This window comes from Bariatricus sp. TF06-38A (genome assembly GCF_027690675.1).
Lineage (GTDB): Bacteria > Bacillota > Clostridia > Lachnospirales > Lachnospiraceae > Allocoprococcus > Allocoprococcus comes.
Genome location: NZ_JAQFCE010000004.1, coordinates 110,739 through 127,200, shown reverse-complemented (window position 1 = coordinate 127,200; position 16,462 = coordinate 110,739). Strand labels below are relative to the sequence as shown.

The window sequence follows — 16,462 nt, the reverse complement described above, 5'->3', positions numbered from 1 at the left end:
ATAGATTATCATAAAGTTTCTTTAGTTTCAATTCTTTTTTGTTATGTTTTCTCTATAGTTTGCTGAGTTTTTCCACGCTTTTTCCTGGTCGTTGGCAGTCCATGTATACGCTTCCAGTTATTGTTCTTGTCCTGGTTCTCACGTAACAACTGCTGCCGCCTTCGGCTTCGTATGATCTGCTTTTGTCTGTCTCGTATTTCCCGCTGTCTTAATTCCTTCTTTGCTTTCTTGTTTCCGAAGCTCGCCCGTATTATCAATAACATTTCCTGTAGGCTCATCATTATTACATTGCCTATCTTCGCTATACGCTCTCCTGTAGCTGCTGCATATATGTAACCGTTCCGTACTTCCGTCACGCTGTTAAGTGTGCTTCGTAGTGTCTTCCCGTTCTTTCTACCGTATACTATCATTTCTTCTTTTCTCCTACTACTTCCAGGTTAATAGGTTCTATCATATCGTCCAGCATAGCATAGTAAGGCTTCTTATTCCCTGGTGCTGCTTTCAGATTCACATAACGGAAGTGTATAAAATAGGCGTACATATCGTCCGTGTTCGGCAGCTTCCGTATTTCCTTTACTGTACCTATCTTCCCCAGGATATGCTTAATATGTTTCTGCCTTACGCCTACTTCCTTAAGCCTGGCTTCGTTGCATATTACTTTTATTCTTTGCCCTTTTCTAATCATAAGCCTTCCCTTTTCATTGTTATTTTTACACCCTTGCTACAAACGCCTTCTACTATCTCTACTTCATCATCAAGTATATCTTTGCTCAGATATTTCTTTGCGCTTTCACATTCAATATTTACAATGAATCTCTTTCCTTCATCACAAGCTTTATAAAGTGCTATGTTTTCCTTCTCTCCTGTTACTGTTAATAAATCTCTTAGCGTTATTTTTCTTGTTTCCATGTTCTCTTATTCCTTCCCCGTGTCAGATTCTGACACCTTTACGCCTATAATGCAAAAGCCTTCTGTTAGTCCTCTATGCTCATTCACTACATAAGCTATTTCCGCCTTAAATGTTCTTCCCGTGTTGCGTCCGTCTTTAAACTCCATATACTCTATAATGTCGCCTTCCTTGTATCCGGCATCTTTACAGATTTCAAAACTTTTCTTTCCGCTTACAACGTCGTCATAATTCATAGCCGCAAGCCGTATAATATGTGTCTTCGGTTCTGCTGTCGTCGCTTCGCTCGGTAATGTCTCCATTTTCTTATCATCGGACTGCTGCCGTAGCTTCGCTTTTGTATCCCGATCTATTGCTGCTTGTTCTTCATCGTACCGCTGTTCCTCTGTTTTCTCTGCTTCTGCCTTATTTGTGTACTTATCGCACTTTTCGCAAGTTCCCGTTTTTACGTTGCACTCACTGTAGTATTGGCAAGAATAGCATAGGCTCGTAATGCTTTCCGGGTGTGCTGGCTCGTAATCGTCGCCCGGCTTCTTTTCCGCTTCTTTCTTCTCTCGTTCTTCTTTTACCATTTCCCGAACGTCTTTACTTAACAGCTCTCCATTTTCAATAACTTCATGCTGTTTTTCTTCCGGCAGCCTGGAAGTTTCATACGCTGTAGAAAAGTTTATTTTTCCGTCTTTAAATGCTTCCTTGCCTTCTTCGCACAAATTGTTATTGATACTGTTGATCTGATTTATCTTACCCGTAGACTTCCCGGTAACATTTGCTATATAGTCTCTCATTTTCCCCTCTATAGTCAGTTCCCCGGATTCCCTGGCTTTTACCAGGTACTTTGTAAACTCAGCTACGCCGTTCGTTAATTCCCAGTCGCTAAGCTGTCGGTTAAAGATATTTGCACTATGCAGTGTCAGCATAAACAGGCTTTCGCTCATTTCTTTTATTTTGCAGTCCACAAGCTTAAATTCGTCGTGTCCACGCTCGATATTAAGGACTGCTGCCGCTGTACGTCTATGTCCTACTATTATTCTGTCTTGCCCGTCTACACGCCCTACTATGATTTCCTGTAGCTGTCCGACTAAAAGCATATTGTCCGCCAGTTCTTCTATATTGTCCTGGCTATACTTGTTATGCTCCGACGGAATCAATGTACGCGGGTCTAAGCGTACCTTTCTGTAGTCCTTTGCAAAAATAATATTTTTCTTGCTGTTGGCGTTAAGTCTGTCGCCTATGCCAATCTTTCCCATTGCTGTATCTCCTTTCTACTGTTCCCCTATTTTTCTCCTGGGCTTAACCGTCTTATCCCTTTTCTTTCGTCTTCGCTTCCTTCTTTGTATCCGACTTCGTACCCAGTTTCGTATCCGTCAACAAAGCCACCCGCTTTTATTCCGCCTTCATGCCCTTCCCGGTATCCATCAGTCTTACCAGCTCTGTACCCGTCGGTAAAACCGCCCGCTTTTGTTCCGTCTGTATATCCTTCCGTATATCCGTCAGCCTTCCCGGTTTCGTATCCGTCTATAAAGCCGATGCTATACTTTGCCAGCAAAACCCTTCTTAATGTTTCCTTGAATTCTTCAAGCATCTTTACACCCGCTTTCCCATATACTCTAATACCAGGTTCTTATAATCTCTTGTCGCTGCGCTTCTCGGTGTTGTCTCTAACAGGCTTTGCCCGTTCTCATACGTCCACGCTGTTACTTTCTTGCTATGTCTGATATGCGTATTAAATACGTCGTATTTGCTATTTCTTAAAGCTTCCTCGCCTTTGATTACATCAATATCCTTTGTGTACATCGTTACCAGGCAGCGCACGCTTTCCAGCTTTTCGTTATACGGTCTGATTTCCTGTATAATGTCGTCTAACTCTTCCATACCGTCTAAAGCGTTCTTATCTGCCTTAATCGGTATAATAATGTCTTCTGCTGCTGCCAGGGCGTTAAGCACCTCTATTCCTACTCCCGGGTGGCAGTCAATAATACAATAATCGTAATCTTCTTCCACCTGGTTAAGTACGTGTCTGATTCTTCCCATTTGGTCGCCGTCCTTATCTGTTATAAGGTCGTCTGCTGCCGCTACCAGGTTCATATTAGACGGGATAATATCCAGCCCCCAGCGTCCGCTCGGTACAATTACATCTTGCGCGAACAAAATCGGATTTCTAAGTACCTCTTCCATGCTCAGCGCGTCATAGCTGTGCTTTTCAAAGAATTTTGTAACTGCTGCCTGGAAATCATTGTCAATCAATAATACTTTCTTCCCGTGTACCTGGCTCATAATCAAAGCCATGTTGATAGCTGTTGTACTCTTCCCTACGCCACCTTTTAAATTTACTACTGCTGCTGTTCTCATTCGTTCTACCTCACTTTCTTTTATTTCACTTTCCACGCTGCTAAGCCCATATTTTCGACCATTAAGACACAATAGCCATCTAACAAGCCTTCTATTTCTCTTTCTGTGCTGTATACCTGTACTGTAAGCTTCTTTCCTGTAAACTTCCCGTTATCTTCTTCCAGTAATATTAAAACATCGTCCGGCTCATATCCTCGGTCTTTCAATATCATGTATGTAGAGTAAGACGCTTCCAGCTCTGTAGCTGTGTTCTTATCGCATTTCTCATAATATTTCTTTCCTATCTTTCTTTCGTCCGGCTCAATATGTAGTTTTCCTTTTAACCATTCAATCGCGTTCATTTGCCTAAACTTCCCTTTCTGCGGCGGCAGCAGAAAAGCCCCGCCGCTGGTGCTTCGTTGTCGTGTTACGTGTGTGATATACATTTCCTTGCTTTTTGCCATAACCATAAGCAGTTACAAGCGCTTTTCTCTTTCGTACTATTCTTTATGTTGCTGGCAGTAACCCAGGGCTTAATACGTCGTCTACCGTCCGCCCCTGGCAGCCTTTGTTATCGCATTTCCGGCAGTCTATGCCGCAAAATCCAATAAAACGTTTTTTGTTTACCCGCTCTGTAATCTTTGCTTTTTCCTTCGGGTATGTGTCACTTACTATTTCCAGGTCGTCTATCGTTCCTTCCAGGTATGCAGTTATAAGCTCTATTGCTGCTTCGCTTCCGTAGACTACAACCGCTTTCCCGCCAATGCTGTTTATCATATCCACAAACTTAAGCTGATTATCTGAAGCTTTGCCATTTCCTACTTTCAGCTCTACATACAGGTTGTTATACTTCCCGGAAGCATACGGTAAGCAGATATCGCTTACGCCTGGCTTCATGCCCTGGCGTTTCAATTCTGCCCCAGCTCTCGCACTTCGCTTCCCTTCATTCGCTGCATGGTACATAGCCTTAAGCTGTGGGTATTTGCCCTGCTGCCAGCGCGCCCAGTCAAATATAAGGCGCTGTGCCTGGTCTTCTGATTCTGTTATATTCATTCTCCTAAGTCGTCTCCTGTAATCGTCAATATTGTTACTCCGATGCTTGCCACTACCACAAGCCACCACATAAGCCCTACGGTTAATGCAGTCCCAACTTGCGCCCATACAAGCGCCGCCTTCTCTTTCCCGTGTGGCTTCTCCCGGTAGTAGCCCCGTTCCTCTTCCCGCATTTCTTCCCGCATCTCGTCAACGTCCAGCCATAACAGGGCGAAGCAGAACGCTACAATAGTCCCGGTAAGATAGATTGCTTTAAACATTTTCTTCCTTCCCTTCGTCCTTGTCTTTCTCTGCTGCCTGCTCCGGCACTTTTGCAATATATGTACCTACTGCCTTTTTGATCTCGTCCACCTTCTCAGCCGGAAACGTGCCTTTAATTACTTCTTCCTTAAGGATTTCGTCCATAGCCTGTCCCGCCAGTGCGATACCTTCTACTAAGCCCTGTTCGTAACCGTTGTTATAGCTCTTGTCGGTTACTCTCGTTAAATAGCCGTCCAGCTCCTTACGGCTCATTCTCTTAATTTTTCTTGCTAAGTCTCTGTCAATTCCTAAAGTTTGTCCCATTCTAGTTCTGTCTCCTTCCAGGTTTGGTTAATTTTTACAAATGTGTAGGTAAAGAACGTATAACCCGTCTTTTCGTGTATTCCTTCCTGTACGCTGTCGCCGTCCAGGTAATAGGACTGCTCCAACTTCTTCGGAAGCCTTGCGATACGGTTATACCAGCCTTTGTCTTTTACTGGCTCTTTCCTCAATACCTTCGGTTTCCTTAAGTTCCGTGAACTATTCCAGCGCTTTCCTTGCAGTGCGTCCGGGCTTCTTAACATTCCGTCGCTTTGCTTTATCAGATACGACGCTAATTTAGCGTACTGTCCTGTATCGTCTAGCGGGTTGTGGTGTGTCCTTCCTCTTCCCTTCCAGCACCGTACTATAGCTTGCTGGCTTATCTCTTCGGGTGTATTTATGACTAAGTGATGATGCAGCGCCCCTTTCTTCCCGATCTCCATTACATGAATGTACTTGAACGGAATACCATGACGCTTATACAGCTTTCGCATTTCCCTTAAGAAGTCGTCTGCGTCTTCCCGCATCTGTACTCTTTCGGCTGGTCTTCTCTCCTTTCTGTAGTCTAATACCAGGTGTGTATCTCCTTCCTGGAAGTTCTCATTTATCAGCCTTCTCAACTTCTTCTCTGCTGCTCTCTTATTCACTTTAATCTGTTCTTCTTTGGTAAGTGCCTTCCTCTCCCCTCTCTTTATTCCCTTCTTCCCGTATCTGCTGCTATAGTATTTCATTACCTCTACAGTTCTACCCGCTTGTACTACCTCTATGATGTATGGCATATATCCTAACTCCTGTTCCTAAAGTTAATACTTTTATCAAGCCTTAAAACTGGTAAAACCCCTTGAATTTAAAGGCTTTCCAGTTGCTTTTTCGCCGGATATTTGCTATACTATCTTTGTGAGTTGAAGTACAGCTTTGTACGGCAAAGCCGCTAAGTTATTTCCCGATAACCTAGCGGCTTTTCTTTTTGTCTTTCTCTGTTTTCGGGTGTATGTGCTTACGCTTCTTTCTTTAACTCCGCTGGTGCTGCTACCTGGTATTCCTCAATACTCAGCTCGTAACACGTTCTAACCTCGGTTTCCCCGTGTTCCAGCTCTTTTGTATACTCCCGGCTCTGTAAACGTCCGCGTACTTCGATACAGTCCCCTACATTAAGGTTATCTGCTGCCCTTGCCGCTGTTCCGTTCCATGTGATCGCCGGGATATAATCGCTTACGTTGCTTTCGTCGTCTTCGCGCCAGCACGCTAAAATCATATCCGTAATACGGATACCGCGCGGCGTAGTCCGCATATCGCCCTTTTTACATACGAACCCGGTTAAAACTACCCCGTTCGTATCTCCTTCGTATTCCTGGTCTGTAATCTCCTGGGCGCGCACTGAAATATATAACTTGCTATGTTCTTTCTCTGCTGCCTGGTTCTTCTTGTCGTGTTCTTTCTCTTTGGTTCTGCTGCCGTCGGTGTCCTTCCGTTTGATATTTCTTGTACGGATTCTTCCAGTAACCAGCAGCTTACAGTCTAACAGGTCTTTTACCTGGTCGATTGCTGTTAAGCTCTCAAAAGCTGGCGTACCTTCTTCTACGATTACCTGGGTAATATCCTTAATGCCGCTTACCCTTTCTGTTGCCATGTTGAACCCGTAGTAAGCTACTCCGCGCTTATCTACGCTTACCTGGTGCGGATACTCTAACGGTTCTCCGTACAATGTTATATAGTTATTCATCGGTTTTACTCTCCTTCTCATTGCTTTTCGCTTCCCAGTACTTTCCTTCGCTTTCATAGTACAGTTTGTACATTCCTGGCGACCACTCGCCCGTCTCTATTGCACTTTCCATACTTACGCATAATCCCATATACTCTGTAGTCTCATACGGGTACGTGCCGGAAATATGTATACAGCCCTGGTATTCTCTCGTAACCCCGGTATCGTCTGTAACGGTAATCGTTCCCCAGGCGTTTTGTTCTGTCTGAATCTTCCCGGATTCCGGCGCTACTTCTGTTACTTTCGGCTGGTTCTCTTTGGCAACGATCGCGGTAAGCAGTACAATACAACATATTGCGATAGCCCCCGCGATAGATTTACTACATTTAGTTCTTGCCCCGATGATTCCTAATAACATCAACGCAATCATTACACCTAAAAATATTTTCAGTCCTAACACTTAGTCTTTACCTTCCCCATTTACTACGGAATATAGCCAGGCTCTTTTTAAATTCGTCCTGGTTTTTCTTCTTTTGTACTACTTCCGGGTCGTCCGGGTTCTTTGGTTCGGTTCGGTGTCTTAAGTCCGGGCGTTCTGCTGCTGTAAGTACCAGGGTAGTACCGTAGATATCTACAAAATGCTTCTGCCCACAAAAGCTACATTCGTGTTCGGTGTTGTCCTTAAGCCCTACCAGCACACGCCCGCACTGTAAACAGTGCTTATGTTTCTTATTTTTCAAGCTTCCAACTCTTTTAAGTGTCATTTCTTCGGTTTTCCTTTCTCTTCCGGCGTTTCCTTCGCCGCCAGAAACATTTTAGTAGCAATATAAACGGCTTTCTGCATCGAAGTATCAAGCTGTCCTACAAGTTCCAGCGCTTCGTCTGCTCTTGCCTTCTGTTTATCAATGCTCATAACTGCCGCTGCCATATTTTCGCCCCTTTCTTCTTGCCCCGTATCCGAAGCCATAACCGAAAGTATAGCCACCGTAGCCGCGTTCCTCTTCTTCGTCGCGCTGCCCGCTTACTTTCACGTTCTGCCCGGTATATGGAACACATGATAATACTGTGTCTCCTTCGTTCTTGCAGTTGCTTATCGCTGTACATTTGTTTCTTGCTGGTACTAACCTGGTTTCTACTCTCCCGCTTTCCTTCTCAATCTCAACAACCCATTTTTTCACTGCTTCGTTCTCCTTTTCTTTGTTACTTTTTCGCGATTTTACCTATAAACAAGGGCTTTACGACTGCTGCCACAGTCTTTTATCTTTGGTTCGTGCTTCTGATTCTTTTAATCTCTTCCGCTACGTTCTTAGAAGTCCGCTGCTGTAATAAATTGTCACTGATCTGATATGTGTACTCACTTGAACCAGGAAGCTTTATGGCTATTCCTATAGGAAGTTGCCCCATTTGCATAGCAACCCGGATAAATTGCGGCGAAACGCCCAATATTTCCGCTGCTTCCGCTGGTTTTATGTTGTTTTCCCTCAATCTATCCCGCCTTTCTATGTAATATCCGCCCTCTGCATTTTCCCAGGCTTGGGACTGGCTACCGCGGTAGGCTGCATTACGGATTTAGGCATTTCCCCTACCAGGTGGCGCGCGTGAATGATTCTTTTTCATTTTTGTGCTTCTCCGTTCCGGCTTTATTTACTGTGTAGTCGCTTTTTCCCATTAAAAAAGCTGTAGAAAAACCTGTTATACATCCGCACACTCTCTAGCTGGTGTACCCGCTGCTATTTTTATCACAGTATCCAGCTTAAGCTATTCGCTTGCTGTCGCTGCTGCAAGGTAGCCAACCTTGCTACTAATGCGCCGCGTGGGACTCGAACCCACGCCCGCCCGGTTATGAGCCGGGTGCTCTGACCAACTGAGCTAACGGCACTTGCGGCTATTGCCGCTTATGTATATTCCTCATAAATATTTCCGTACAAGTCAAATGCTAACTGACCGTCTAAATTTTCGTCTTCCATCCACCATTTAAAGACTTTTTCCCAGTACTCCACATATCCATTACTTTTAATTTTCTTCTTGTCCGTTCTATAATCATTCTGTCGAACGCTCTTATATATGCATCTCTGTATTTGGGGTATCTTTCAAATTCCTTCCACCTGTGTTTACCAGCTAACGGGCAGCCTATACAGCCTACCCTATTCCAGCCGCAGCCGTAGAGTTCATTTAACTCGATGTCCTCTTTTCTTATGTACCAATATAAAAAATCATCGTCCCACTCTATCAGCGGATTTATCAACGTTTTTTGCGTCCTGTAGCAATTTTCTACGGTTCTCCTTGTCTCTGAATTATCTAAATTTAGAACAACCACCCCCCCCTTGTCTGTTAATCGAAAATTTTCATTTTCTTCTATTTTGCTTAAAAGTTCCTTTCGGGGATTCGTTATTGTAACTATCCCCTGGTTCTCTTTTCTGTTCCTGCTTTCCGCTTTTCTTACTCCGGTTACTAATTTTTCTCCTATCCCGGTATTCTCTTTCAAATCTTTACAGCAATATCTCATTTTTCGCGTTGGCGGTGTTCCATGTCTTACGATCAACTGCCACATTGTTTCTGCCGGGTAAAATATCTCGTATGGTATTCCCATAGCTTCATATTTTTGTTTTTCTTTTCTAATGAAATACACCGTTTCCGGCGCGTCTACCGTCGTATGGTTATGTCTTATCTTGTATTCCAACCCATACATATTTTTTGTCTTTAATGCTATGTGTTTTAATACGCTACTATCCTTTCCGCCACTATCCGATATTACGCACCCGTTATTACCGCACATCATGTGCAATATTTCTATTGCTTGTTTTTCTTGTTTTTCCATATCCTTTTCCATTCTGCTAAGCAGCTTCCGCCGCTTCTTACTTTTTTCTCTGCCAAAAGTGTAGTAAAATGTCTATCAAGTTCCCCGGTTGTCAGCCCTGTAGTTTCTGCCAGCTTTTCTATAAAGTCGCAATAATCTTTATGTGCTTCTTCAAAGCCTTCCTTTGCTAATATTGCTTTCTCAATGTTTTCCAGCTTTTCTAAGCCTTTGGCTTCTACTTGTTTCCAAATTTTAATTTGTTCTTCGCTCATTGCTCTGCTGTCCTTCCAATCCTAAAATATAGAAATATACTTTTCTTTGCAGCTTGTAGTCCATTCTGTCAATGAGACTATGTAGCGCTCTTTTTATTCTGTTTTTTTTCATTTCTTGCTCCTTTCGTCTTTTGTTCATCGTTGATTACATTTACATTATAGTGTACTAGATTTACCTTGTCAACATATTTTTAATCTTTTTGTTGATTAAGTTTACTTTTTATGCTATCGTATAATTAAATTACAGAAAGGGGGATTTATTTTGAACGAACGTTTAAAAGAGTTACGTAATTATCTCGGACTTAGCCAGGAAGCTTTTGGGGAAACTGTTGGAGTTACAAAAGCTGCTATCAGTCGCATAGAAAGCGGTATCAATTCCTTATCTGATAGAATGATTCTATCTATAGTTACTCAGCATAACGTAAGTGAAGAATGGCTCAGAACTGGTAACGGCTCTATGTTTAACGCAATGTCCGAAGATGAAGAACTGGACTTATATGTAGGTCGTATCTCCGGCGGCTCTGATGAATTTAAGAAGAACTTAATTAAAACTCTTTGTAAATTGTCAGAAGACGAATGGGACGTACTTAAGAAAATCATTTCAGAAATGAAATAAGGGATAGACGCTATTAACGTCTACCCCTTCAAGCCCAGGATATAAAAATATATCTTTCTTAATAGTTTTTCTTCCTGGATAGTGTCTATAAGGTTGTGTAGCTTCTCACGCATTATAGTTAAGCCCCCTTCCTTTGACAATATCCATTATATTCCTATTTTTTCTGCTCGTCCCGGATTTTAAAAACATTTCCAGGATTGTGGAAATATTTACAAGAATACCAGGTAAAAAGCTGTGTTATGATATACTACTTATATTCTGAATCGTACAGATCGCTTATACGGCATCCTAAGCCTTTGGCTATTTTTTCCAGGTTTGCCAGTGTTGGCGAAGTTTTACCATTTTCAATATTATTTAGCGTGGACTTGCTTACACCAGTCATTACGGCTACAGCTTCCAGCTTTAAGCCTTTGGCTGTACGCACTTCCCACAAATTTACTTTTAACATTATCCTACCTTCCTTTCTGCGCGATAGGATAAGGATAATGTTAGTATTGCTTTTGAAAGGAACTTATTTATGGGATTATTTAGTAAAGAAAGCTGTATTGTTTGCGGCGGTAAAGTTAATGCATTGACAAAAGCTAAAACTGCCGAAGGTTCGGTTTGTTCTTCTTGTCTTAGTCTTTGTAGCCCGAACTTTGTAAGCAATATAAAGAATAAGAATGTATCAGAAATTAAAATGCATATAGAATACATAAAAGGAAACCAGGAATTATACAAAAACTTCCAGGCTACAGATACAGTAGGTAAGCTATTCTTCGTAGATAAGAGTAAAAGACTTTTCCACGTTCCAGCCCCGGCAGTATCTATATATAACAAAACGCCTATTGTATATTCCTTCGACAACATTGTAGATTATGAACTTGTCGTAGACGGTGAAACATATACAAAAGGCGGCGTAAGCATCGGGCGCGCCCTGGTCGGTGGTGCTGTGTTTGGTGGTGTTGGTGCTGTAATCGGCGGAACTACCGGAAAGAAATCGCAAAAAGAAATGATTAAGAAAATGTATATCAAAATTACCCTTAATCATACATACGATACCTATACAGAAATTCCTCTTATTTCTGCCGATACTAAAAAAGGAAGTTTCCTGTATAACACTATGACAGATTGCGCGAATAAAATACTTGCTTTGCTTGATTCTATTACGGCAGAATCAAGTGCCCCGTCTTTTTCCGGGTCTGCTGCCGATGAAATATTAAAGTATAAGCAGTTATTAGATTGCGGCGCTATAACCGAAGAAGAATTTAATAAAAAGAAATCTGAATTATTGAACCTTTAAGATAATTTAAAAAGCCGTCCCGGGCTGCCACCCGAAACGGCTACGCGATACCTATAAACAAGGGCTTATAGATAAATCAAAACGCAATATGATTATACCATAAGCCCATATTTTTAAAAAGGGCTTATTTTTTATACCCTTTTTTAAGGAAGGTGTGATTATATGAAATTACCTAACGGCTTCGGAAGTGTTTACAAGCTCTCCGGCAACCGCCGTAACCCCTATGTAGCAAAGAAAACAAAAGGCTGGGATATCGACCCGAAAACAGGGAAGGTAAAGCAGCTATATATAACAGTCGGCTATTATCCTACCAGGAAAGAAGCACTTACCGCCCTGGCAGAATTTAACGCCAACCCTTACGATGTGAACGCTGCCAAAGTTACTTTTTCTGATGTATATGAGCGTTGGAGTGACGAACATTACCCGACAGTCAGTGAATCTAACGTAAAAGGTTATAAGGCTTCCTGGAAGCTCTGCGATAAAATTGCTTCAATGCGCTTCGTCGATGTTAAATTAGATCATCTTCAAATGGTTGTTGATGAATCCGGGAAGAATACCCCTACACTTAAGAAATTAAAAATTATGCTGGGGCTTATGTACAAATACGCTGTAATACATGAAATAATACCGAAAGAAAGAAATATGGTCGAATATCTAAATATTAAAAATGCTGGAAATCCGAACGCGCTAAACCGTGAACCGTTCAGTAAGTCGGAAGTTTCCCGGATATGGGACGCTAAAGAAAGTAACCCATATTATACGGTTATACTTATGCTGATCTATTCCGGCTGCCGCATAAGTGAACTATTAGACTTGAAAAAAGAAGATGTAAATTTAGAAGAACGTCATTTTAATATTGTCGCCGCTAAGACTGCTGCCGGAATCCGTACAGTACCGATAGCAGAAAAGGTTTACCCATTCTTTGAATATTGGTATAACCTTAATTCTTGTGAGTACCTTTTAAGTACACCAGAAGGCGCACACTTCAAATATCGTAATTATTACGATTCTTACTGGAAGCCGCTGCTTGATGCCGTCGGAATGTCGCACCGTCCGCATGACACCCGGCACACTTGCGTAAGCTTATTAACCGTAGCTGGTGTATCTGATAAGGTCATAAAAAAGATAATCGGACATAAAGGGCAAGGCGTAACCGAAATAGTATATACTCACTTTGAAATAGAAGAACTAATAGACGCGATCAACAAGATATAGTGTTAGTTACCTGTTAGTTACGTGTTAGTTACCGTAAAAAATTTATGCTTTTTTGTGGTGTTCCACAAATCAGCTGGCATAAAGAAAACCCAGGAAATATAAGCATTTCCTGGGTTTGTATCTTTTTCGTTGTCTCTTTGTAATTATCGTTTAGAGAACTGTGGTGCTCTACGAGCTGCTTTGAGACCGTATTTCTTACGTTCTTTCATACGTGGGTCACGTGTAAGGTATCCGGCTTTCTTAAGTACCGGTCTGTAATCAGAATCTGCTTCAAGAAGTGCTCTTGCGATTCCGTGACGAATTGCTCCTGCCTGTCCTGTGTATCCACCACCACGTACGTTAACGAGAACGTCAAATTTATCAACTGTTTCAGTTGCAACTAATGGCTGACGAACTACGACTTTAAGAGTTTCAAGTCCTAAATATTCGTCGATATCTCTTTTATTGATTGTGATCTTACCTGTACCTGGTACAAGGTATACTCTTGCGATAGATTTTTTTCTTCTTCCTGTTCCGTAGAATTTAGCTGTTGCCACTTTTATTTCCTCCTTTCAAACCTCTGACTAAAATGTTAAAACTTCTGGTTTCTGTGCCTGATGAGCATGTTCTGCTCCAGCATATACGTGAAGTTTCTTGATCATTGTTCTTCCCAAAGGTCCTTTTGGAAGCATACCTTTAACAGCAAGTTCGATAACCTGTTCCGGTTTCTTTGCCATCATTTCTCTTAATGTAGTTTCTTTCATTCCTCCTACATAATCTGAGTGATGATAGTATACTTTCTGATCTAATTTCTTTCCTGTAACTTTGATCTTTTCAGCGTTGATAACAATTACGTTGTCACCTGTATCAATGTGCGGTGTAAATTCCGGTTTATTTTTTCCTCTTAAAACTTTAGCGACTTCTGCTGCAAGACGTCCAAGTGTCTGTCCTTCAGCGTCAACTACATACCATTTTCTTTCAATCTTATCTGGATTAGCCATGTAAGTTTTCATTGGTTGACCTCCTATGAATTTCAGTTTACTAATTATTTTCATTGTAGATTCTATAGAAAACAAGTTCACTCCGGGGCTTTGGTGCAAACTGTTTCTTCTCACGTCATACCTGCATATTATATTATACCAGCAGGCTTTTGTCAACTGTTTCTTGCTGATTTTCATCACTTTTTTGTGGGAATTTTCTACAGTATTTCTTTCAGATTGTCCACAGTTTCTTCTGCCTTCACCAGTGTAATACTGCCATTATCCAGGCATTCAACAAACTTATATACCAGGTCAGGATCAAACTGTCTGCCTGCATCCTGAAGAAGCTTCTCCCGTGCCACTTCAATAGAAAATGCTTTTTTATAACATCGTTTGGATGTCATGGCATCAAAAGAATCTGCCACGCACAAAATCCGCGCAGTCAGTGGAATATCTTCTCCTGCGATCCGGCGTGGATATCCTTTTCCATCATACCGCTCATGATGACCGATGACTGCCGGAATTACATAATCCAGCGATGGAAGGTGACGGATAATATCGATCGATGCCTCTACATGCCCTTTGATGATCTCATATTCTTCATCTGTCAGTTTTCCCTCTTTATTGAGTATATACTCCGGAATACCGATTTTACCGACATCATGCAGAAGTGCTGCCTGCCGGATAATCTCTATCATATCTTCGTTCATTCCAAGGGTCGTCGCCAGTGACGTTGCATAATAAGCTACGTTGTTGGAATGGCTGAACGTATAGTGATCCTTCGCATCAATTGCCGCCGTCAGCGCATAAATCGTAGACTCATACTCCTGATAAATATGGGTGTGATTCCTTGTATTGTTCCCCTCACTGTTGTTCCGGAACATCATATCAAAGACCTGGATCCCATTTTTTCCATTATGTTTCACATGATAAACTGCCAGATCTACATTTTCCATCAGCTCTTTCACGTTCCTTGCCGCATAAGGAGCCGCACTGATACCGGCACTCACAGTTACCGCTTTCAGCTTCATATCCGTTCTGCGGTTATTCATAACATAAATCTGTTTTGCAATAGATTCCACCATATTTCTGGCGGAAAAAAGATCATATCCCGGTAAAAGAACCGCAAATTCCTTTCCTCCATAGCGGGCCGTGTATCCACTTTCTCCGACACTGCTTCTGATAATATCTGCAATCCGCTGCAGACACAGATCTCCTTCTTTCACCCCATACAACTGATTATACAATTTAAAATCATCTACATTGATGATCGCAAGTGCCAGCGATGCCTCCCTGTTTTTCTCAAGCTCTTCATTCAGCACTTCATAGAAATATTTCCGGTTCAGTAATCCGGTCATCTCATCTGTTCTGGCTTCCTGGCGGGCTCTCTCGTACAATCTTGAATTCTTAATCGCAATCGATGCAACCGACGTAACAGATGAGATCAGCTGCACCTCATCATATACCAGCCGTTTTTTCACCGAAGCATCTGTGATCAGAATCACACCAACCAGGCATTCTCCATCTTTCAACCCTGCACAGTAACGGATATGCGTCTTATCCAGCCGGTGTTTTTCACTCTCCCACATCGACTTATACTCCACGGTATAACGGAAATCCCGGTAAATGATCGGCTCTTCATGTTCTTTCAGCCACTGGATCATCGGGTTTTCTTCTTCCATCGTAAATGTCAGATCATTCAGTGGCTGATCACTTGCCACTCCCCGATATGGCTGTCCCGGTGCATCCTGCATACAAATATAGATATTTCCAACATCCATCAGTTCTTTCATGACACTGATCGTTTTGTCCAGAATTTCATTTAAATCCAGCGTCTTCGAAATTGCAGAGCTGAACTCCCTGATTTTTTCTGTCTGATAATTTTCTTCCCTGACAAACACACTGCGTACCAGAAGCTTCCACAAAAAAGTAAACAGCGCATAAATCACCAGAAACACAATTGCAAAAGCAAGGGCATAAAGCGTTGTATTCTTATTCATCTGTATATGGAAGATTTTCTGCAGATATGGAATTACATTCAAAAATACAATAACAGAAAACAAAAATCCCACACCGTAACACAGACTGGGCGATGCCAGCATCTGCAGCCGGAACAGACGTCTGCGGATCAGTGCATAAAACAGGAAAAATACATTTACAACACCACTTAAAATATCAATCGGAAACCCACTGAAAAATGGTATTCCAAGCAACATATTCCCTGCAAACAACACCAGGACTCCTGCCATGACCGGTTCATACTGTACTTTCATATTGGGATTTGCTTTGCAGATCCGCACAAGGATAAGGAAAAGATAAATCAAAAAAATCCCAGCCGGGAAAAAGAGTACTAATATAGTAGGTTTAATCTCATACACAAAAGTAGGCAGCCCATTCTTTTCCACCACATTCGGGCATCCCAGGAATACCCCATGCCGGATATTTACCACAAAACAGATCAGCATAACAGCCAGATATATTTTCCCTGGCAGACTTTTTTTCACCCCGCCAAATGCCAGAATAAAACAATAATATGCATACGGCAGTAGTAAAATTCCAAGCAGGGAAACCTGATACCAGAATTCATAACTTGGCCACAGATGGACACGCATAAATGCCGATCCTCCAGCCCAGAAAAGCAGTCCAACCAACACTACCAGAAAGCTATTTACAATTTTATTTCGCTTCGCTGTCAGAAACATCAGCAGCATAAATCCATAGCACACCATTGCTATGATTGAAATATATCCATAGGTTCCCATAATTCCCT

Annotated in this window: 25 protein-coding genes and 1 tRNA gene; 3 read left to right on the top strand and 23 right to left on the bottom strand. The window is 42.0% G+C overall.

Going from position 1 to position 16,462, the window contains the following annotated elements; translation table 11 throughout:
- Positions 1-41: 41 nt before the first annotated feature.
- From PG418_RS05750 to PG418_RS05660, 19 genes are all read right to left on the bottom strand, one after another.
- The gene (locus tag PG418_RS05750) at positions 42-410 is read right to left on the bottom strand and encodes a hypothetical protein (protein ID WP_118315639.1); all 369 of its coding nucleotides are present in this window, start codon (positions 408-410) and stop codon (positions 42-44) included.
- Positions 407-685: a hypothetical protein gene (locus PG418_RS05745; protein WP_498837191.1), complete on the bottom strand. Its 279-nt coding sequence runs from the start codon at positions 683-685 to the stop codon at positions 407-409. Before PG418_RS05745 ends, PG418_RS05750 begins: the two co-directional genes overlap by 4 nt.
- The gene (locus tag PG418_RS05740; RefSeq protein WP_225084366.1) at positions 682-909 is read right to left on the bottom strand and encodes a hypothetical protein; all 228 of its coding nucleotides are present in this window, start codon (positions 907-909) and stop codon (positions 682-684) included. The genes PG418_RS05745 and PG418_RS05740 overlap by 4 nt, the downstream gene beginning before the upstream one ends.
- 6 nt (positions 910-915) lie before the next feature.
- Positions 916-2,154, bottom strand: a complete 1,239-nt coding sequence (locus PG418_RS05735; protein WP_498837190.1) for a ParB/RepB/Spo0J family partition protein — start codon at positions 2,152-2,154, stop codon at positions 916-918.
- 26 nt (positions 2,155-2,180) lie between these two features.
- Positions 2,181-2,489 carry a hypothetical protein gene (locus tag PG418_RS05730; RefSeq protein ID WP_498837189.1) on the bottom strand — a complete coding sequence of 103 codons (309 nt, stop codon included), beginning with the start codon at positions 2,487-2,489 and terminating at the stop codon, positions 2,181-2,183.
- Positions 2,490-2,491: 2 nt separating this feature from the next.
- Positions 2,492-3,256 carry a ParA family protein gene (locus tag PG418_RS05725; RefSeq protein ID WP_118046779.1) on the bottom strand — a complete coding sequence of 255 codons (765 nt, stop codon included), beginning with the start codon at positions 3,254-3,256 and terminating at the stop codon, positions 2,492-2,494.
- Positions 3,257-3,276: 20 nt separating this feature from the next.
- Positions 3,277-3,597: a DUF3850 domain-containing protein gene (locus PG418_RS05720; RefSeq protein ID WP_182440384.1), complete on the bottom strand. Its 321-nt coding sequence runs from the start codon at positions 3,595-3,597 to the stop codon at positions 3,277-3,279.
- 145 nt (positions 3,598-3,742) lie between these two features.
- Positions 3,743-4,288 (bottom strand): VRR-NUC domain-containing protein, encoded by a 546-nt coding sequence (locus tag PG418_RS05715; protein ID WP_498837188.1) that lies wholly within the window; start codon positions 4,286-4,288, stop codon positions 3,743-3,745.
- Entirely contained in the window at positions 4,285-4,548 is a 264-nt protein-coding gene (locus PG418_RS05710; RefSeq protein WP_147364211.1) for a hypothetical protein, read from the bottom strand. Before PG418_RS05710 ends, PG418_RS05715 begins: the two co-directional genes overlap by 4 nt.
- Positions 4,541-4,852: a hypothetical protein gene (locus tag PG418_RS05705; RefSeq protein ID WP_498837187.1), complete on the bottom strand. Its 312-nt coding sequence runs from the start codon at positions 4,850-4,852 to the stop codon at positions 4,541-4,543. Before PG418_RS05705 ends, PG418_RS05710 begins: the two co-directional genes overlap by 8 nt.
- Positions 4,837-5,628: a rolling circle replication-associated protein gene (locus PG418_RS05700; protein ID WP_270475491.1), complete on the bottom strand. Its 792-nt coding sequence runs from the start codon at positions 5,626-5,628 to the stop codon at positions 4,837-4,839. Before PG418_RS05700 ends, PG418_RS05705 begins: the two co-directional genes overlap by 16 nt.
- Positions 5,629-5,846: 218 nt before the next feature.
- Complete coding sequence (locus tag PG418_RS05695) at positions 5,847-6,572, bottom strand: single-stranded DNA-binding protein (protein WP_195487942.1); 726 nt, start codon at positions 6,570-6,572, stop codon at positions 5,847-5,849.
- Positions 6,565-7,011 carry a hypothetical protein gene (locus tag PG418_RS05690; protein ID WP_118427225.1) on the bottom strand — a complete coding sequence of 149 codons (447 nt, stop codon included), beginning with the start codon at positions 7,009-7,011 and terminating at the stop codon, positions 6,565-6,567. The genes PG418_RS05695 and PG418_RS05690 overlap by 8 nt, the downstream gene beginning before the upstream one ends.
- Before the next feature lie 7 nt (positions 7,012-7,018).
- On the bottom strand, positions 7,019-7,315 hold the full coding sequence (locus tag PG418_RS05685) for a hypothetical protein (protein WP_278417047.1): 297 nt from the start codon (positions 7,313-7,315) through the stop codon (positions 7,019-7,021).
- Complete coding sequence (locus PG418_RS05680; RefSeq protein ID WP_171029245.1) at positions 7,312-7,479, bottom strand: hypothetical protein; 168 nt, start codon at positions 7,477-7,479, stop codon at positions 7,312-7,314. Before PG418_RS05680 ends, PG418_RS05685 begins: the two co-directional genes overlap by 4 nt.
- Positions 7,454-7,729 (bottom strand): hypothetical protein, encoded by a 276-nt coding sequence (locus PG418_RS05675; protein ID WP_118315627.1) that lies wholly within the window; start codon positions 7,727-7,729, stop codon positions 7,454-7,456. The genes PG418_RS05680 and PG418_RS05675 overlap by 26 nt, the downstream gene beginning before the upstream one ends.
- 627 nt (positions 7,730-8,356) lie before the next feature.
- Positions 8,357-8,430, bottom strand: a tRNA-Ile gene (locus PG418_RS05670).
- Between the two features lie 69 nt (positions 8,431-8,499).
- The gene (locus PG418_RS05665; protein ID WP_498837186.1) at positions 8,500-9,381 is read right to left on the bottom strand and encodes a phosphoadenosine phosphosulfate reductase family protein; all 882 of its coding nucleotides are present in this window, start codon (positions 9,379-9,381) and stop codon (positions 8,500-8,502) included.
- Positions 9,342-9,620, bottom strand: a complete 279-nt coding sequence (locus tag PG418_RS05660; protein WP_498837185.1) for a hypothetical protein — start codon at positions 9,618-9,620, stop codon at positions 9,342-9,344. Before PG418_RS05660 ends, PG418_RS05665 begins: the two co-directional genes overlap by 40 nt.
- 262 nt (positions 9,621-9,882) lie before the next feature.
- Between PG418_RS05660 and PG418_RS05655 the strand changes: the two genes are divergently transcribed.
- Complete coding sequence (locus PG418_RS05655) at positions 9,883-10,236, top strand: helix-turn-helix domain-containing protein (RefSeq protein WP_173879114.1); 354 nt, start codon at positions 9,883-9,885, stop codon at positions 10,234-10,236.
- A 247-nt stretch (positions 10,237-10,483) separates the two neighbouring features.
- Here the strand turns inward: PG418_RS05655 and PG418_RS05650 are convergent, their stop codons facing one another.
- Positions 10,484-10,684, bottom strand: a complete 201-nt coding sequence (locus tag PG418_RS05650; protein ID WP_054338080.1) for a helix-turn-helix domain-containing protein — start codon at positions 10,682-10,684, stop codon at positions 10,484-10,486.
- 69 nt (positions 10,685-10,753) lie between these two features.
- Between PG418_RS05650 and PG418_RS05645 the strand changes: the two genes are divergently transcribed.
- Both PG418_RS05645 and PG418_RS05640 read left to right on the top strand, forming a co-directional pair.
- Positions 10,754-11,518, top strand: coding sequence for a DUF4428 domain-containing protein (locus tag PG418_RS05645; protein ID WP_225084381.1), 765 nt, complete (start codon positions 10,754-10,756; stop codon positions 11,516-11,518).
- Between the two features lie 162 nt (positions 11,519-11,680).
- On the top strand, positions 11,681-12,733 hold the full coding sequence (locus PG418_RS05640; RefSeq protein WP_054338078.1) for a tyrosine-type recombinase/integrase: 1,053 nt from the start codon (positions 11,681-11,683) through the stop codon (positions 12,731-12,733).
- Positions 12,734-12,876: 143 nt separating this feature from the next.
- On the opposite strand, the gene rpsI is transcribed toward PG418_RS05640, so the two are convergent.
- From rpsI to PG418_RS05625, 3 genes are all read right to left on the bottom strand, one after another.
- Entirely contained in the window at positions 12,877-13,269 is a 393-nt protein-coding gene (gene rpsI / locus PG418_RS05635) for a 30S ribosomal protein S9 (protein ID WP_008373223.1), read from the bottom strand.
- Between the two features lie 27 nt (positions 13,270-13,296).
- Positions 13,297-13,725 (bottom strand): 50S ribosomal protein L13, encoded by a 429-nt coding sequence (rplM, locus tag PG418_RS05630; RefSeq protein WP_022220779.1) that lies wholly within the window; start codon positions 13,723-13,725, stop codon positions 13,297-13,299.
- 185 nt (positions 13,726-13,910) lie between these two features.
- Complete coding sequence (locus PG418_RS05625) at positions 13,911-16,454, bottom strand: HD domain-containing phosphohydrolase (RefSeq protein WP_455346244.1); 2,544 nt, start codon at positions 16,452-16,454, stop codon at positions 13,911-13,913.
- Between the last annotated feature and the right edge of the window lie 8 nt (positions 16,455-16,462).

Coding starts and splice junctions, on each gene's coding strand:
- PG418_RS05720 (WP_182440384.1), bottom strand. CDS start 3,597: ATGAACGCGATTGAATGGTTAAAAGGAAAACTACATATTGAGCCGGAC.
- rplM (WP_022220779.1), bottom strand. CDS start 13,725: ATGAAAACTTACATGGCTAATCCAGATAAGATTGAAAGAAAATGGTAT.
- PG418_RS05735 (WP_498837190.1), bottom strand. CDS start 2,154: ATGGGAAAGATTGGCATAGGCGACAGACTTAACGCCAACAGCAAGAAA.
- PG418_RS05740 (WP_225084366.1), bottom strand. CDS start 909: ATGGAAACAAGAAAAATAACGCTAAGAGATTTATTAACAGTAACAGGA.
- PG418_RS05685 (WP_278417047.1), bottom strand. CDS start 7,315: ATGACACTTAAAAGAGTTGGAAGCTTGAAAAATAAGAAACATAAGCAC.
- PG418_RS05665 (WP_498837186.1), bottom strand. CDS start 9,381: ATGGAAAAGGATATGGAAAAACAAGAAAAACAAGCAATAGAAATATTG.
- PG418_RS05745 (WP_498837191.1), bottom strand. CDS start 685: ATGATTAGAAAAGGGCAAAGAATAAAAGTAATATGCAACGAAGCCAGG.
- PG418_RS05625 (WP_455346244.1), bottom strand. CDS start 16,454: ATGGGAACCTATGGATATATTTCAATCATAGCAATGGTGTGCTATGGA.
- PG418_RS05645 (WP_225084381.1), top strand. CDS start 10,754: ATGGGATTATTTAGTAAAGAAAGCTGTATTGTTTGCGGCGGTAAAGTT.
- PG418_RS05750 (WP_118315639.1), bottom strand. CDS start 410: ATGATAGTATACGGTAGAAAGAACGGGAAGACACTACGAAGCACACTT.
- PG418_RS05710 (WP_147364211.1), bottom strand. CDS start 4,548: ATGTTTAAAGCAATCTATCTTACCGGGACTATTGTAGCGTTCTGCTTC.
- PG418_RS05700 (WP_270475491.1), bottom strand. CDS start 5,628: ATGCCATACATCATAGAGGTAGTACAAGCGGGTAGAACTGTAGAGGTA.
- PG418_RS05680 (WP_171029245.1), bottom strand. CDS start 7,479: ATGGCAGCGGCAGTTATGAGCATTGATAAACAGAAGGCAAGAGCAGAC.
- PG418_RS05725 (WP_118046779.1), bottom strand. CDS start 3,256: ATGAGAACAGCAGCAGTAGTAAATTTAAAAGGTGGCGTAGGGAAGAGT.
- PG418_RS05660 (WP_498837185.1), bottom strand. CDS start 9,620: ATGAGCGAAGAACAAATTAAAATTTGGAAACAAGTAGAAGCCAAAGGC.
- PG418_RS05715 (WP_498837188.1), bottom strand. CDS start 4,288: ATGAATATAACAGAATCAGAAGACCAGGCACAGCGCCTTATATTTGAC.
- PG418_RS05705 (WP_498837187.1), bottom strand. CDS start 4,852: ATGGGACAAACTTTAGGAATTGACAGAGACTTAGCAAGAAAAATTAAG.
- PG418_RS05730 (WP_498837189.1), bottom strand. CDS start 2,489: ATGCTTGAAGAATTCAAGGAAACATTAAGAAGGGTTTTGCTGGCAAAG.
- PG418_RS05640 (WP_054338078.1), top strand. CDS start 11,681: ATGAAATTACCTAACGGCTTCGGAAGTGTTTACAAGCTCTCCGGCAAC.
- PG418_RS05695 (WP_195487942.1), bottom strand. CDS start 6,572: ATGAATAACTATATAACATTGTACGGAGAACCGTTAGAGTATCCGCAC.
- PG418_RS05650 (WP_054338080.1), bottom strand. CDS start 10,684: ATGTTAAAAGTAAATTTGTGGGAAGTGCGTACAGCCAAAGGCTTAAAG.